This window comes from Pseudomonas sp. C32 (assembly GCF_030417915.1).
Lineage (GTDB): Bacteria > Pseudomonadota > Gammaproteobacteria > Pseudomonadales > Pseudomonadaceae > Aquipseudomonas.
This window is the reverse complement of sequence record NZ_JAUHUK010000027.1, coordinates 1-14,548: the sequence shown is the minus strand read 5'-3', so window position 1 is coordinate 14,548 and position 14,548 is coordinate 1. Positions and strand designations below refer to the sequence as shown.

The following is a 14,548-nucleotide window of genomic DNA, read 5'->3' as shown; positions in this document are numbered from 1 at the left end:
CCCTGCCAGTCCGACTTTTACCATTGAGGATCGTGCCCTCCTATCTGCTTTATGACCACTCTCATTTCAGTTCTGTATTCCAGAAAAAAAACGCGATCGAATCCACCCAGGCGTGCATGGACATGAGCGGGCTCGGAAATCAGCGTCGGGACTTCCTTGGCCTTTTTCGCGGCACTCACGGCAGCCTGGTTTTGCGCCTTGATGTCACTGACAATCCGGTTGTAACCGCTGTAACCCGGATACGGGTCGTAACTGTTGCCCAAATGAGCTCTTGACGACTCATGGGGGCTCATACCGCTCTCTATCCCACTTTTGAAATCAGCAAATTTGCCACGGGCAACATTTCCGGGTTTTCCGTTCGGCGTTAAATCGCTTCCACCAATCTCATCAATCAGTGTCCACCTCTCAGGCCGAGCCGCTTGTGCAGAGGTGGACGGTGCTTGCGAACCCCGACCTGCGCCCTTTGCGCTTTTTGCTGAACTTCGTCCACCGCCAGCAAGGGCCCCAGGTCGATAGCCGAATTGAGAAACTCTGGTAGGGGGAGAAGTGAGTAACTTACTCCCCCACTGGGTGAATGCCTTACTGGCCGCGAGCCCACCTGAGGTGAAAGCGCCCAGCCCGGTCCAGACACTGACCCAGCCCAACACTTCTCCCACAACGGAGGATGGCATCACCTCCGTTGCAACCATGCCGGCGATCCCGGTCAAAGCAGAAACCGTACCCAGTCCAATCCCGAGAATGGCAAGTGGTGTCGCGGCGCCGAAAGTGGCAAAGCTGGCTACTACCCCCACGATAGACAGAGCAATACCCAGAATGCTCTGCCAGGAAAAGTGACCTGTGGGATCGATACGATTGATCGGATCACTCAGGCAATATGCGTAGGGATTCAACCCCCCGGCACCGAAGGGACTCAAGCTGTCCGGACTATGAAAGCGCATCAAGGCTGGACTGTAAGCGCGATATCCATTTCCCAATAGATACAAACCTGTCAGCGGATCAAACGGTTCAGCGTTAAACCCCGACAAACTGGACATTCCATCTGTGGCCTGACTGTGGCCGTAAGGGCTGTAGGCAATAGCATTGCGCTTGTCTCCAATGACTTCGCCCAACACCGTTTGCTGCTGATCAATGACCGACAACCTGACGCTGGCGTTTTGGCCCGATTGAGCGTGCCCCAACAAAACGCCTGCCTCGCACAAGCGAGTGGTCGTCTCACTGCCGCACACGTCATGCGCGACCTGCCCGGCACGATAGTAACGCTGCGTAGCCAACTTCTCTGGCGATGACAAATTGACCAACTGGTCCAGCGCGTCATAACCAAAGCCACGCAAAACGGCGCCTTGCGCAGCGGCAACCTGCTTCAACCTCCCCAGCGAATCGTAAGTCAACGTACGGGCTTGCTCATCCCGGACAAGTTGACCGTTGGCGTCATACTGCAGAGTGACCGTGGCCGGATAGTCTTCATGGCTATGTGCGATCTCGACCAACTGGGTCGGATCGATGGGGCTGTACGTGTATGTAGCCAGGTTTGTGGAACCCGGAAATTCTGTTTCCAGCGTCAGAACATTGTCCAGTTCATCGAATACGAAGGTTTGCCTGATGATCTCGTTGCCCTGAAAATCTCGCGCTTTTTGCGTTCCTTCGCATCGATACTCCTTGAGCCGGCCACGCACGTCGTAGCTGAACAGCTCATCACGAAGCACCTTATCGCCAGCTTTCAAGGTCCGCTGTGCCAGCTTGTTGGCCAGGGTATAGCGTGACGTCAACGCTTCCAGATCCGCACCACCTGAATCAAAACTACGCGAAACTTCACGCCCCAGGTCGTCATAGAGCAAACGAGTAACCAACGAATGACCCTTGGCGCGATCGTGGGTATGGATAGCCTCCAACTGGCCTAGGGAGTTGTAGTCAAAATCCGCCTCTACCTGGTTTTGCATCAACGACTTGGGACGTCCCTGGTCGTCATAAGTCGTCTTGTGCTCATTGCCGAGCACATCGGTGTACAGCAAAGGCCGCCCGGCCAACGAGTGCGTGTACGTTGCAGTCCGCGCTTCATCTCCCAGCGTCGATATTTCACGCTGAAGCTTGCCCGAGCGGCTGTACTCGAAGCGAGACTCATACCCTTGCTCACTGCAACTGATCAGCGCACCCAGCCGGGAATCATAGGAGTAATCAGCACGCAGCCCCGTGCCTTTCAGTGGCGAGGATTGCGGGCCTAATATCTGACGCCGGACGACTTTACCGCCAAGGTTTGGCTCATAGCTGTACTGAACGCGCTCCCCGTCAGGCTTGACTTCAATGGAGGGGCGCTTTGCGCTCGCCTCGTACTGCAGGACTGTCTGCCGCCCACCTGCCTCACTTCGAGTCAAGCGTGAAAGGCCGTCGAATGTTTGCTTACCCAAAGGGTGAGCCCCAACTTTGACCTCAATGGGCAATGGCAAATGACTGTGAGCCGCGTATTGGGTCTCGACAGAGGCGCCGTCGGGTAACACGCTGCGTTTCAAGCGACTGAAAACGTCATAGGAATAAGTGGTTGTGTTTCCGACAGGATCGGTCTGGCTGACAGTACGGCCCAAGCCGTCATAGACGTTTACTGTCTTGCCCAGGCTTTGCCCCTTGCGATCAAACACTTCGACGCTGACCGGGTGTGCGAAATCATTGCTGAGCGTTACAGTCTTGCCGCCACCTTCGGTCCAGCGCGATTCCTTCCGGGAGACTGGATCGAAGTGAACATGTTGCCGCCGTCCCTTCTCGCTAACCGTCGTCAACAACTGCCCCCAGTCATCAAAGATAAAACTTTGCTTAAGGGGTAAGGCGACACCTTCCAGCCAATCGGTACGAGTTTCTTCCACAAGCTGACCGATCGAATCGTATCGCGCCGAATAAACAGCTCGTAGTGGACCATCCGCTGAAGCATCGCTGTCCTGCTCCTCGACTTTCACCACCCGCCCGATGCCGTCATAGGTCACTCGCTGCTGGACGCCATTAGCATCAGTATTGAGCAGGGTCGTGGGCGACTTCGACGTCGCAACCGTGTAGCTCGAATGACGTTTGGCCTCGAATTTGGTCCCCGGCGCGACGGTTTCAGTCAATGGCCGCCCAATAGCGTCATAATCGAAATCGGTGCTGACACCCTCTTCGTCCTTGGCCGACAACAGTGCCCCGCTCAAGGTCGAATACGCTCGTAATTCCGCCGTTTGAATGCCATCGAACCCAGAGACTGTGGTTTGTACACTCCGGGTCTCATCTTGGAGTGAGTAGGAAAATTCGCAATGGGTTTCAAGTGTCTGGCAGGTACGCGTCTGCTTCTTCAACTGACCGTGCAGATGAGGCTTGTCAGGTAGTTCGAAGTACTGCAGATCCGACTGCAGGCATAACGTCTCGCCATCCGTTGTGCGCTCATAAAACTGCTCTTTCACAGGCAGGACATGCTTCACCTTGCTACCGACAACACCGTCCAGCAGCTTGTACCCATATCGGGTTACGGTTATCGGAGCCGCCGCAAGTTCCTTGGCCGGATAAACCGTCCGCTGTTTTTCGAACCGGACAAAACCCAGGGGATCGGCAGGGCAGTCATCGGTTTTCGATACAGGGAAAAACTCACTGACGGTAGTCACACCGCTAGGGTCGACCTGTCGGAGCAAATTGCCGTACTCATCAAACTCCGTGCGAGTAACTTCGTCCCGATGTGTACCGGTACTGTGGTTTTTATAGCGACGGGTTTGAACCAACGGCAAACGAAACTGCGGCGGTTGATCGGTGATGTGCTTGCCGGGCGATAGATGATATTGAGTCATTAGCGAGTGAGTGGCCTGCCCGCACCGAGTTTCTTCGCAGAGCAGCAGGTGATACTTGTTGTAGGTCCGAACCGTACTGCGGTGAACTTCTGAACCGCGCATCAGATTCACGGTAGAGGTGTAGCGGTAGTCATCCGGCGCGGCACTCAGATTGTCCAGTTCCTCCGACCATCCCATTGCGCCATTGAAACCCAGAAAGTTCTGCTGGGAAAACTCATACTCCGTAACAATGGCTGGCTGGTCACCACCTGGGAACAACGTGTGAGCAGTCACATGAGGTAAGGTTGAGAAAGGCGACGCCGACGGAAACGCGTGCCCATCTGCAACATATTGAATCGACTCGCTTGAGCCCATTGCCGAGTCGACTTGAGTCAGGCAAACCAGCCCCCCGTTGTTTTCGTAGGTAAAATGCCATTCATCCCCTGTAGGCAAGCTGATACTGCCTACCCGACCATTGGCAAGGGTCAATATGAATTTGGCTTCGCACGTCGTATCCGGGAATTTCGTGAAGATGACCTGCGCATCGTCGTAAGTAACCTTCAGCAAAGACCGCTCGGCATCCTTGACCTCAGTCAACCTGGGATTCCCCTGGTGCAGGGTGTAATCAAGCGTGATGCTTGTACCATTGGCTGCCAGAATTCGTGTGGGTACCGCATAGTCACTGGACTGGAATGTCTCAAGTTCCTCTCGTAAACCACTTTTGTGACTCAGTTGATAGTGACCTGGAGCGGAACTGAACACTTTAAAGTTTTCCACATGTTGTTCGGGAAATTTGAGCCCCCCGCTGACCGGTATCACTTTGTAGATGTCGCCGCTCGATAACGACAAGGATTGCTGCAACAAATCATAACGAGTCAAAGGCAACGCCCAACCGGCACCCAACCCGGAGTCGACGGTATTGAGGGGGTTGAATTGCAGATTAAAACCCAACGACGGCCCGTTCAGTGCCACTGAGTTGATTCCGCCTATAGACAATTTGAACGTGTACTGTCCGGTCCGAGGGTCCACACCACCACTCAGAAATTCTTCAAAATTACAGGCACTGGAATATATCGACACAACTGCCTCCTTGGGCATGCCACTCTCCTTGACTTTAAGTTCTAATTAGATATCCGTTCTTACAGCACACTGAAAGCCCTAAGCCTTCTCAAGAATAAAACCACCTGGAAAAACAGACTCATTAAAGCGCAAACACAAATCGTGCCCTGTGCCGTAAATATCGAACGCCGTAAAGTAAAACACACCGCGCCTGTTAGTCGTATCCGCAGAAAACTCCAGAGCCACCCCTTGAATAATGGATAACGCGCCGTTTCGATCATTGACCCTGACAGGAAAAAATCGCGATTGATTCGAGCCCCGCTCCTGTGGAAGCTTCACGACAACTTCTTGTTCTTCAACACCTGCAAAAATACAGACTGAACGCCACCAATAGTCGTTATCTGGATAATAGCCATGCGCATCAAATACCGTGTGATTTCCAGAAACGACCCCCTGCGCAGCCGCCACCTTCTCAGCCCAATTCACTAGCTTAATCTGCCGCTCTGCAACATATAAGCTCAAATAGAAATGTGTGAGCACACGTTCATGAGCGAGCTTGTTTTCAACAGCGTCCAGGCGAAATTTGGAGCGCTCATAAATCACCGGATTTTCTGCCTCCAGCGTTACGCTGCTGTCAAACTTAGCGCCGAGAGTCGTATTATTTGAGCGTATCGACTTGTCATTGAACGTTACCACTGCGCCTATCTGGGCATCTGTCGCCACTGAACTGCTAACCCACAGTTCCTTGATGTGGGTATAGGGATTGACCGAGACTTCTTCCTTCCAATCCGCCGAGACGCCATACAGCGCCTGTGCATACTCGTTCGGCCGTTCACTTGCTACCCAACCGTCCGCTAGTAATTTTCCTGTTTTATAGTCGATCAACCTCAACGAGTGATAGATAGACGGCGTTAAAATGGCAAGCTTCCCCCCTCCGTCTACCGCTGCAAGAATCACCCGCACTCGAACCTGCATTTTTCCGTTGGCATATATTTTTTTTGACGTGAGAGCGGCCCCTCCGTCAAATTGAACTTTAAAAACCGACAACCGCGCAGGTTTTCCACTTTCCACAGACATAATATTGACTCTTTTAGATTATTTTTGATCAGTGCTTTTGATCGATCAATTCCAGGTTCATGACAGACCCACCAATTGAAGAAACTACAACACCCACTCTAAAGTCGCACATCAAAAAAAGAGTCAATATATGTAGACAACCTCTAAAATCAAAAACTCAATCCAGTTCTTCGTCGCTTCCCTCCTCACTGCCTAACGCACTGTCTGAAGACGGACCCTCAGAATCACTTTCTACGACTTCGACATCAGGAATCAGTCCGTCAAATCGAATCGAAACTTTGCGATCAAGGCCCGACCCATCGAGATAAGCTCCGATTTGACGCAAACTAACCAGACTCAACGGATTCCCACTTAAGTTAAAGTCGACATCACGAGTATCCGGCACCTCAAAAAGCTCCTCAGGCAACTCGACTATTGCATTAAATGTCAAATCAACCCTCGACAAACATTCTAAATCGGATAAGCCGGATGGGACTTCGGTCAATTGAGTATTACGCAAATAGAGATCGCGTAATTCTTTCATAAAACCCACATGTGGACTTTGCCCGAGTGGATTGTCATTCAGACTCAACAACTTCAAACTTTCTATTCGAGACAGGCCTTCCGCCGTAGCGTCGGTGAGCTGGACAGCGCAATCGTTCAGGGTCAAGGATTGCAGACTTCGCATCTGGTAAATTTCTTCAGGAAAAGTGCCTAAATTGACGCCCTCCAGCGTAAGAAACTGCAGCCCGGTAAAACTCTTTAGAAAACCATGTCCACGCAAAGGCTGGGTGCGGCTGCCCAGCACCAATTCGGTCACGTGCCCAAAGCTGGCAGACAGTTCGGGAAGCGTCCCCATTACGTCCAGGTACAAGTAAAAGTGATGGGGCTCATAGGGGCTCGCCAACGTTTGTTTACGCGACCAACTGGCCTTTAGCTCTTCCATGAACGCTTGTCGGTTGAAACGTTGCTCTTCAACGGTGCCGGCATCCAATAACGCACCGGTCACGGGGTGCCGAGAGGGTACGTCTTTGACCCACAGTTCAAGATCATTGACCAACGAGAGGTACTCGATTTCCAGATGGGCCATGGCCAGCGACGGATCCCCGGTCAATCGCTCATGGCGCAACGCTGCCAGGTTCTCCTCGGAAAGCGTCGGGAAAAGCGCTCGAAAGCGTTGTGCGAGCGGTCGTGCTTCGGGCGGTTCGAGGTCACCTCCCCCCAATAAGTAACCAGAACGCCTGACAGCGAGCCCCATCGGTGAACGAGCACGGGGCTCCAACGGTGGTTGCCCGAACAGCTCTCTCAGTTCTGGACGAGGCAAAAGCGCCTGCTGCCTGAGCTTTTGCTCAAGCTCGCGAACCTGACCGACATGTGGCAACCCCAGCGCCTCGCGTTGTGCCTGCGGCAGCGCGCGCTGGATAGCGGCAAACAGTTCGTCTCGGCCGTGCAGGTGCAGCCCATGCTCGTCAAACGTCTCGTATTGATTTTGCTGCCTGACCAGTACTTTGCGAATGGGTGCGTCGATGGGCCCGACACTGTCCAACAACGCGCCTTCGAAGTGACCTTCGCGCACCTCCAGCCGTATATCGGCTTTCCAGCCTTCAAGGGTTTCGAGCATGTGCAAGGCCAGCTTGTCGCTGTCTGCGCTGGATACCGCCTGCAAGTACAGCCCTTCATAAGCGCGAGTGAGGCGTAACTCACGCAAATAAAACAACGCCTCTTGCGCCATTCGCCGCGGCATTCCTGGACTGTTATGCAGGAGCAGTCGCTCGGCAGCACTGGCTTCACGCCACAGTTCTTCTGCGACGGTTCGAGGCAGACCGGGGAAGGTTCTGCGCATCTGCTGCGTTTCGGCGCTTGCAGCCGATTCGAACGATTCCTCAAGAACGCGGAACAATGGTCCCCGGTTTTCCTCTGCCCATCGAGCCATCCTGCCGCGCAGCAGGGCGGTTCGGACATGCCGCGCTGGCAGCGCGTCACCCGGTGCAGGGCTCAATCCCAACAGCTGCTTCTGCTCGCGCTCGCCAAAGACATCCCAAAGGGTCTCCATCAACTGGTCTGCACGCAACCGAACTTCTGGCAGATTGACCTGCTGCATCTGCAACAGGTGTTTTTGCAGTTGAACATCGGCCTTGGCATAAACGCCCGGATCGGGGCTGAGCATTTGTTCGCGAAAAACCTGGATGCGCTGATCGAGTTTGAACCGGCGAATCGTGTCTTCCAGCAAGGCCGGTGGGCGCCGGGCGTGAACGTGCAAATGCCGCAACATGGCGTCGTCGACACCGCTGACGGCGAGGATGCGGCGTGCCGTCTCGTCGGAAAACTCCGCGACCGAATGGCCCAACCGCCGGAACAATTGCGCGCCCTGCCATTCCATTGGTCGCTCGACCTCATGCGCCCAGGCGCCGGCTCCGTTGTGGGTCAGGCGAGGTCGGTAGGCGTTCGGCCGTTTCGGGTGGCGTACGTGGTAGACGCCGCTTTCAGGATTGGCAGCGACTTCGTAGGTGCGACTTTCAAGCGTGAGGACAGTCTTGCCGGCGTGGAGCCGAAGACCCAATGCGTCCTGTGCACCTTCCGAAGGTGGCGAGAGGGGTGCTTCGTAAGGTTGTAAATCCGGATTCCACAACCGTGTGCGGCCATCATGAAGCGCCACCGGTTTGAGCCCTTCGACAAATCCTGAAGGTTTGATCGCCAGCATTTTCCCCGCCACAGCTCCCGCCGCTCCGAAGGTCGCCAGTTGAGCCAGATTTTCCGCGATGGCCAGCAGATGATCGGCGGCTTCGGAGACCTGTCCTTCAGCCCAATCGAGAATGCCGGTAAACGTTTCGTCCAGCAGTTGATACGTGGCGTAAGCCAACATCAATTCGCCCATCAAGGGCACAAACGGCATCGCGACCAGACTGGCCACCTGCAGCACGATAGAGGCCACGTTCACAATGCTGTCCCACAGCGCCCAACGCGACTTGCGGTCGGCGTCCGCCGTGGGCACGGCAATGGCGCGAGCATCATTGAGAATCTTGTTGAGGCTCTCCTGATACAACCATTGCCACGGATCACCCTGAATCCTGTGCATATCAAATCGCAGTGCGGGATTGTCCACTCGCGCACGCCGCCAGGCAGGCCGCGGGTCACCAGGTTGCGGTGGATGCCACATCACAACATGCAAATGCTGGTCGAGGGCGGCAAAAAATGAACCGCGATGCTCATGTGCGACAAACCGGGCAAAAAAACGCTGGTAGTCCGTTGAGCGCAATCGCTCCGTCAAAGCTGACTTGAACGCCAGCGTCGACGGATATTCCTTGACCGGGTGCTGCGGATCGTCCGGGATGTATACGACCAACGGCATAACCGTGGAAGCACGCTCAAAATCCCCCGCCAGCACCATGATCCCCGTCAGCCTCGCCTCAAAGATCTGCAACTGGCAGCACTGCGTTGGCCCAGAGCCAGAGTCATCGAGTAACTGCAAAAGCGAGGCCTGGCAATCAGAGCCGATATCCCCTTTCATCCGCGCAAGCAGCACCGCGGCCCTGAATGCATCCTGTTGACTGGTCTTGACCTTGGACGCCAAGACCGCTTTGGCCAAGGCATCCGTAGGCAGCAACAATGTTTCAAGTTGCTGTGCGTATTGGCCGCCGATATCCAGCTCGCGGCACAGGGAAACAAATGCACTGACGCTGATGCGGTCATTAATTGCCAGCACGTTGAAGTGGCCAAGCGTACTGGGCTCATCGATAAAGCAGGACGCGCTATCAAAGTAGTGAGCGCCCGATTCCTTGCTCTCGAAGTTATGCAAGGCCGCATCAAGCAAGGAAAGGGTTTTAGTTTGATAGCCCACGGCGATACCGGTGGGTAGATAGAGCCGCAGGTAAGTTCGGTTGACATCAACCTCAACGCCAAAACGGTTTTTTAGCGCCTGTCGAAGCAATGGGTCGGCAAACCGACGGACATCGCTCAACCGCTCGAACAAGCGATCTACCTTCGCCTGCGAGGACCAACGGGCCTTGACCGCTTGCGCCAGCTCCGCATGAGCCGCCGCAGCGGCGTTTCGGCTCCATTCAGGAATCTTGACCGCAACACGTCGCAACGCCTGGCGCCGGGCTGGCGACGCGTGGGTCAGCCAGCCAGGTATTCTTTCTTCTATGAACTTTTCATGAATTGCCATGGGAATTGCCTATAAGCCGAAGTAAAAAATCAGCTTATAAAAACAACTACTCATCAAGGCACTACATAACTACCGCACGCGCCCTGAAAACAATGACAACGCGACAAGCTTTAATGCTCGTCATTGTAAACAAACTTGGGCATTTCCCAGTGGAAACGGATCGCCAGCAAGCGCAACAGGAAGCCGCCGAACAGTGTGATCAGAATCGCCTGTTCACCCGGCAAGTTCAGGTAAAGACAAAGCATGTAACACCACGCCGCCGCGAACGAGACGCTGGCGTACAGCTCTCGTCGGAAGATCAGCGGGATATCGTTGCAGAAGATATCCCGCAAGATGCCGCCGAACACACCGGTGATCACACCGCTGACTGATGCGACCAACATGCCATGCCCCATTTCCAGGGCAGTCATGCAGCCGATCAGGGTGAATGCCACCAAGCCAACGGCATCAAGCACCAGAAACAGTGAGCGCAGATGACGCATCCAGCGAGCAGTGAAGACTGTGAACATCGCCGCGATGGTTGTCAGGACCAGGTATTCCGGGTGTTTGACCCAGGTCAGCGGATAGTGACCGAGCAGCACATCGCGTACCGAACCGCCGCCTAACGCCGTGACGCAGGCGATCAACACCACGCCAAACCAGTCCATGCCCCGACGCCCGGCAGACAGGGCGCCGGTCATGGCTTCGGCGGTAATGGCGATCAGGTAGAGCATCAGTAACATGGGGGGCGGTCCTTGCAGAAAAGGCGCGCAGTCTACTCACTTCACCCAAGCACCAAAAGAGGGCGACATCATTTGTAGGAGCCGGCTTGCTGGCGATGGCGTCCTCAATGGCGCCATCGCCAGCAAGCCGGCTCCTACAGATCGGATTCCAGGCTTAGAACTTGATGAAATGCTGGCGGTAATGCTGCAACTCGGCGATCGATTCGCGGATGTCGTCCAGCGCCAGGTGGGTACTGCCCTTCTTGAAGCTGTCACGCACGTCCGGCGCCCAGCGCGCGGCCAGTTCCTTGAGCGTAGACACGTCGAGGTTGCGATAGTGGAAGTAGCTTTCCAGGGATTTCATGTGCGTATAAAGGAAGCGACGGTCCTGGCAGATGCTGTTGCCGCAGATCGGCGACTTGCCCTTGGGCACCCACTTTTCCAGAAAGGCGATGGTTTCCGCTTCGGCTTCGGCCATGCTGATGCGGCTGTCGCGCACTCGCTGGGTCAGGCCCGAGTTGCCGTGAGTGCGGGTGTTCCACTCGTCCATGGTGGCCAGCACTGCATCGCTGTGGTGAATGGCGATCACAGGACCTTCGGCCAAGGTGTTCAGATTACTGTCGGTGACGATAGTGGCCATTTCGATGATGACGTCGGTGTCCGGGCTCAGACCGGTCATTTCCAGGTCGATCCAGATCAGGTTCTGCGAATTTTGCATGTGTCGGCTCCTAGGCAATGCTGCGCAGTTTAGCCTAGGCCAGTGGCCGGGCGTGCTAAACTCGCGGCCGTTTTACCTAATCGCTGCATTCTATATACGGAACACCCATGGCCAAACGCCAACTCAATCGTCGTCAAAACTGGCGCATCGAAAAGATTCAGGGCGAACGCGCTGCCCGCGCCGCCAAACGCGAGTCCTCGGCTGTCGAGGCGCTTGAGGGCGGCGATCTGGGCCCGGAACAGCACGGTCTGGTGATCGCGCACTTCGGTGTGCAGGTCGAAGTCGAGGCTCGCGACGGTGAGCTGGCCGGCCATGTGTTCCGTTGTCACCTGCGTGCCAACCTCCCGGCACTGGTGACCGGTGACCAGGTGGTCTGGCGTGCCGGCAACCAGGGCATCGGCGTGATCGTGGCGCAATTGCCGCGTAACACCGAGCTGTGTCGCCCGGACAGCCGTGGTCAGCTCAAGCCGGTGGCGGCCAACGTCGACATGATCGTCATTGTCTTCGCGCCGCTGCCCGAGCCCCATGCCAACCTGATCGACCGCTACCTCGTGGCTGCCGAGCACGCAGGCATCAAGCCGCTGTTGCTGCTGAACAAATTCGACCTGATCGATGAAAACAACGCGCCAGCGCTGAATGCCTTGCTCGCGGTTTACCGCACGCTGGGTTACCCGGTGCTCGAAGTGTCGGCCCACCACGGCAACGGCATGGAACAATTGCAGAGGCAATTGGACGGCCGCATCAGCGTGTTCGTCGGTCAGTCCGGCGTCGGCAAGTCGTCGCTGGTCAACAGCCTGCTGCCGGAAGTCGAAACCCGCGTCGGCCCGCTTTCCGAGCTATCCGGCCAGGGCACTCACACCACGACGACCGCGCGCCTGTTCCACTTCCCCGGTGGCGGTGAGCTGATCGACTCCCCGGGCATCCGCGAATTCGGCCTGGGCCACGTCAGCCGCGCCGATGTCGAGGCCGGCTTCATCGAGTTCAACGACCTGCTCGGCACCTGCCGCTTCCGCGACTGCAAGCACGACCGCGAACCCGGTTGCGCCCTGCTCAAGGCCCTGGAAGATGGCCGCGTTCAGCAACAACGGATGAACAGCTACCGCTCGATCATCGCCAGCCTGCCGGAAAACGGCTACTAAACAGCTGCACCCACCGCCCGGAACCCAACCGGGCAGTGGGTCGGCGGTTCTGCTGCAACCTCCCCTCTCCACTGGAACGTCAGACCTTTCTGTAGGCGCCTGCACACCCCCTTGTAGGGCATTTCTCTTTAAGTCCCAGTCCCTTGTGGCTGTCGTCAAATTGCCTAAGTTCAAACCCTCTTCGCACGCCTGCGACATCGAGGGTCACCCATGCAAACCTGTCATTTGTCCAACAGCCACTCGTGGAACGGCCCCTGCACGATGGAATCTGACGCCGCCCACGCCGAATGCGCGTGGAACACCAGCAGTATCGTCAAGGCGATTCGCCTGTATACGGCGGCCTGATCATGCGCAAAGGACTGTTTATCGGCATCAACGACTACACCCATGTGTCACGCCTGAGCGGTTGCAGCAATGACGCCATGGCCATGGCCTCCGTGCTGAAAACCGACGCCAATGGCGATCCTAACTTCAAGAACATCGTGCTGACTTCCGCCGAGGAGTTCCTGAGCAGGGAAAAACTCGAAGACCAGATTCGCGAGCTGTTTTCCGGTGACTGCAACGTCGCGCTACTGTACTTCGCCGGTCACGGCAGCTTCGACACCGACACCGACGAAGGCATGTTGATCCCGCAGGATTACAAGAGCGCCAAGGACGGGATTCGCCTCAGCGACATCCTCAACTGGGCGAGCAAGGCCACCAAGATCAAAAACAAAGTGATCATTCTCGATTGTTGCCAGAGCGGCTCGGCCGGCGAACTGCGCGCCTTGCGCAGCGAAGGCAGCGTGGTCGGCGAAGGCATGACCATTCTGACCGCCTGTAAAAAGGAAGAGCCGGCGATGGAGGGCATGCAGCACGGCGTGTTCACCGGATTGCTGCTCCAGGCCCTGCACGGCGGAGCCGCGAACATCCTGGGCAAGATCACCCCCGGAAGCCTCTATTCGTTTGTCGACAATGCCCTTGATGCCTGGGAACAGCGTCCGGTGTTCAAGACCAATGTCTCGCAGTTCATTTCCCTGCGCGAAGTGTCACCGCTGATCCCCAAGGAAATCCTTCGCAAACTCCCCGAATGGTTTGCCGAAGCAGAGTCGGTGTACCCCCTCGCCCCCAGCTTTGAGCCCACCGAGCCCGAGTTCAACCCGGAACAGGGCGAGGTCTTCGCCCAGTTGCAAAAGTGCAACCGCCACAGCCTGGTCGAACCGGTGGACGCCGAACACATGTACTACGCCGCCATCCACTCCACCGGCTGCCGCCTCACCGCCCTCGGCGCCTATTACCGCGAACTCGCGATCAAGGGACATTTCTGATGCCAGTGTTTATCAGCTACCGCCACATGGACCGCGCCCACGCGATCAACATCAACACGCGCCTGATGCAGGCCAACATCAAGACCTATCTCGACGTACTGGATGCCGAATCCCAGACCACCGACGACATCACCGGGGTGATCACCCGCAACATCAGCGAATGCACACACCTGCTGGCAGTGGTGTCGGAGAAAACCGCACTGTCCTGGTGGGTGCCGTTCGAAATCGGCGAAGCGACCATCACCAACCGGCGCATCTGCTCATTCAAGACCGGCCCGACAGAGCTGCCGCTGTACCTCGACAAATGGCCGAAGCTGACCAGCGACCGGGACATCGAGTTCTTCATCGATGCCTATCGCAACGAGTCGATGCTCAAGCGCTCGATGTCACTGGATTCGGTGACTGGTAGCGAGTCGGTGCGCAGCGTTAACAAATCCAATGCGGATCGCTTTCACGCCGACCTCAAGTCCCGAGTCATCCGCGGCTTTTAATGCAGAAAACGCCCACAAAAAAGCCGACATTAGTGTCGGCTTTTTTGTAACTGAAGCCACCAGCCGCCCCGCAACAAAGAGATACCTCGGTGTTTCGGCCTAGGCCACCTGCACATTCTGGGCATTGCTCGCCACC

Annotated in this window: 9 protein-coding genes; 4 read left to right on the top strand and 5 right to left on the bottom strand. The window is 56.0% G+C overall.

Going from position 1 to position 14,548, the window contains the following annotated elements; all coding sequences use genetic code 11:
- Window positions 1–17 precede the first annotated feature (17 nt).
- The 5 genes from QYH43_RS24245 to orn form a co-directional block, all read right to left on the bottom strand.
- Window positions 18–4,874 carry an RHS repeat-associated core domain-containing protein gene (locus QYH43_RS24245; protein WP_301158265.1) on the bottom strand — a complete coding sequence of 1,619 codons (4,857 nt, stop codon included), beginning with the start codon at window positions 4,872–4,874 and terminating at the stop codon, window positions 18–20.
- A gap of 60 nt (window positions 4,875–4,934) precedes the next feature.
- On the bottom strand, window positions 4,935–5,912 hold the full coding sequence (locus QYH43_RS24240) for a hypothetical protein (protein ID WP_301158264.1): 978 nt from the start codon (window positions 5,910–5,912) through the stop codon (window positions 4,935–4,937).
- Between the two features lie 157 nt (window positions 5,913–6,069).
- Window positions 6,070–10,056, bottom strand: a complete 3,987-nt coding sequence (locus QYH43_RS24235; protein WP_301158263.1) for a DUF6543 domain-containing protein — start codon at window positions 10,054–10,056, stop codon at window positions 6,070–6,072.
- A 110-nt stretch (window positions 10,057–10,166) separates the two neighbouring features.
- Entirely contained in the window at window positions 10,167–10,778 is a 612-nt protein-coding gene (locus QYH43_RS24230; protein WP_095056375.1) for a trimeric intracellular cation channel family protein, read from the bottom strand.
- 154 nt (window positions 10,779–10,932) lie between these two features.
- Window positions 10,933–11,475, bottom strand: coding sequence for an oligoribonuclease (orn, locus tag QYH43_RS24225; RefSeq protein WP_301158262.1), 543 nt, complete (start codon window positions 11,473–11,475; stop codon window positions 10,933–10,935).
- Window positions 11,476–11,582: 107 nt separating this feature from the next.
- Between orn and rsgA the strand changes: the two genes are divergently transcribed.
- The 4 genes from rsgA to QYH43_RS24205 all read left to right on the top strand — a co-directional run bounded on the left by rsgA (window position 11,583) and on the right by QYH43_RS24205 (window position 14,412).
- Window positions 11,583–12,614, top strand: coding sequence for a small ribosomal subunit biogenesis GTPase RsgA (gene rsgA / locus QYH43_RS24220; RefSeq protein ID WP_301158261.1), 1,032 nt, complete (start codon window positions 11,583–11,585; stop codon window positions 12,612–12,614).
- Window positions 12,615–12,824: 210 nt separating this feature from the next.
- On the top strand, window positions 12,825–12,959 hold the full coding sequence (locus QYH43_RS24215) for a hypothetical protein (protein ID WP_256583279.1): 135 nt from the start codon (window positions 12,825–12,827) through the stop codon (window positions 12,957–12,959).
- A 2-nt stretch (window positions 12,960–12,961) separates the two neighbouring features.
- Window positions 12,962–13,921 (top strand): caspase family protein, encoded by a 960-nt coding sequence (locus tag QYH43_RS24210; RefSeq protein WP_095152974.1) that lies wholly within the window; start codon window positions 12,962–12,964, stop codon window positions 13,919–13,921.
- Window positions 13,921–14,412 (top strand): toll/interleukin-1 receptor domain-containing protein, encoded by a 492-nt coding sequence (locus QYH43_RS24205; protein ID WP_095152973.1) that lies wholly within the window; start codon window positions 13,921–13,923, stop codon window positions 14,410–14,412. The genes QYH43_RS24210 and QYH43_RS24205 overlap by 1 nt, the downstream gene beginning before the upstream one ends.
- Window positions 14,413–14,548 lie beyond the last annotated feature (136 nt).

What these genes read in the sequence shown, in the direction of transcription:
- QYH43_RS24245 (WP_301158265.1), bottom strand. Translation starts at nt 4,874, where the DNA reads ATGCCCAAGGAGGCAGTTGTGTCGATATATTCCAGTGCCTGTAATTTT.
- QYH43_RS24240 (WP_301158264.1), bottom strand. Translation starts at nt 5,912, where the DNA reads ATGTCTGTGGAAAGTGGAAAACCTGCGCGGTTGTCGGTTTTTAAAGTT.
- QYH43_RS24235 (WP_301158263.1), bottom strand. Translation starts at nt 10,056, where the DNA reads ATGGCAATTCATGAAAAGTTCATAGAAGAAAGAATACCTGGCTGGCTG.
- QYH43_RS24230 (WP_095056375.1), bottom strand. Translation starts at nt 10,778, where the DNA reads ATGTTACTGATGCTCTACCTGATCGCCATTACCGCCGAAGCCATGACC.
- orn (WP_301158262.1), bottom strand. Translation starts at nt 11,475, where the DNA reads ATGCAAAATTCGCAGAACCTGATCTGGATCGACCTGGAAATGACCGGT.
- rsgA (WP_301158261.1), top strand. Translation starts at nt 11,583, where the DNA reads ATGGCCAAACGCCAACTCAATCGTCGTCAAAACTGGCGCATCGAAAAG.
- QYH43_RS24215 (WP_256583279.1), top strand. Translation starts at nt 12,825, where the DNA reads ATGCAAACCTGTCATTTGTCCAACAGCCACTCGTGGAACGGCCCCTGC.
- QYH43_RS24210 (WP_095152974.1), top strand. Translation starts at nt 12,962, where the DNA reads ATGCGCAAAGGACTGTTTATCGGCATCAACGACTACACCCATGTGTCA.
- QYH43_RS24205 (WP_095152973.1), top strand. Translation starts at nt 13,921, where the DNA reads ATGCCAGTGTTTATCAGCTACCGCCACATGGACCGCGCCCACGCGATC.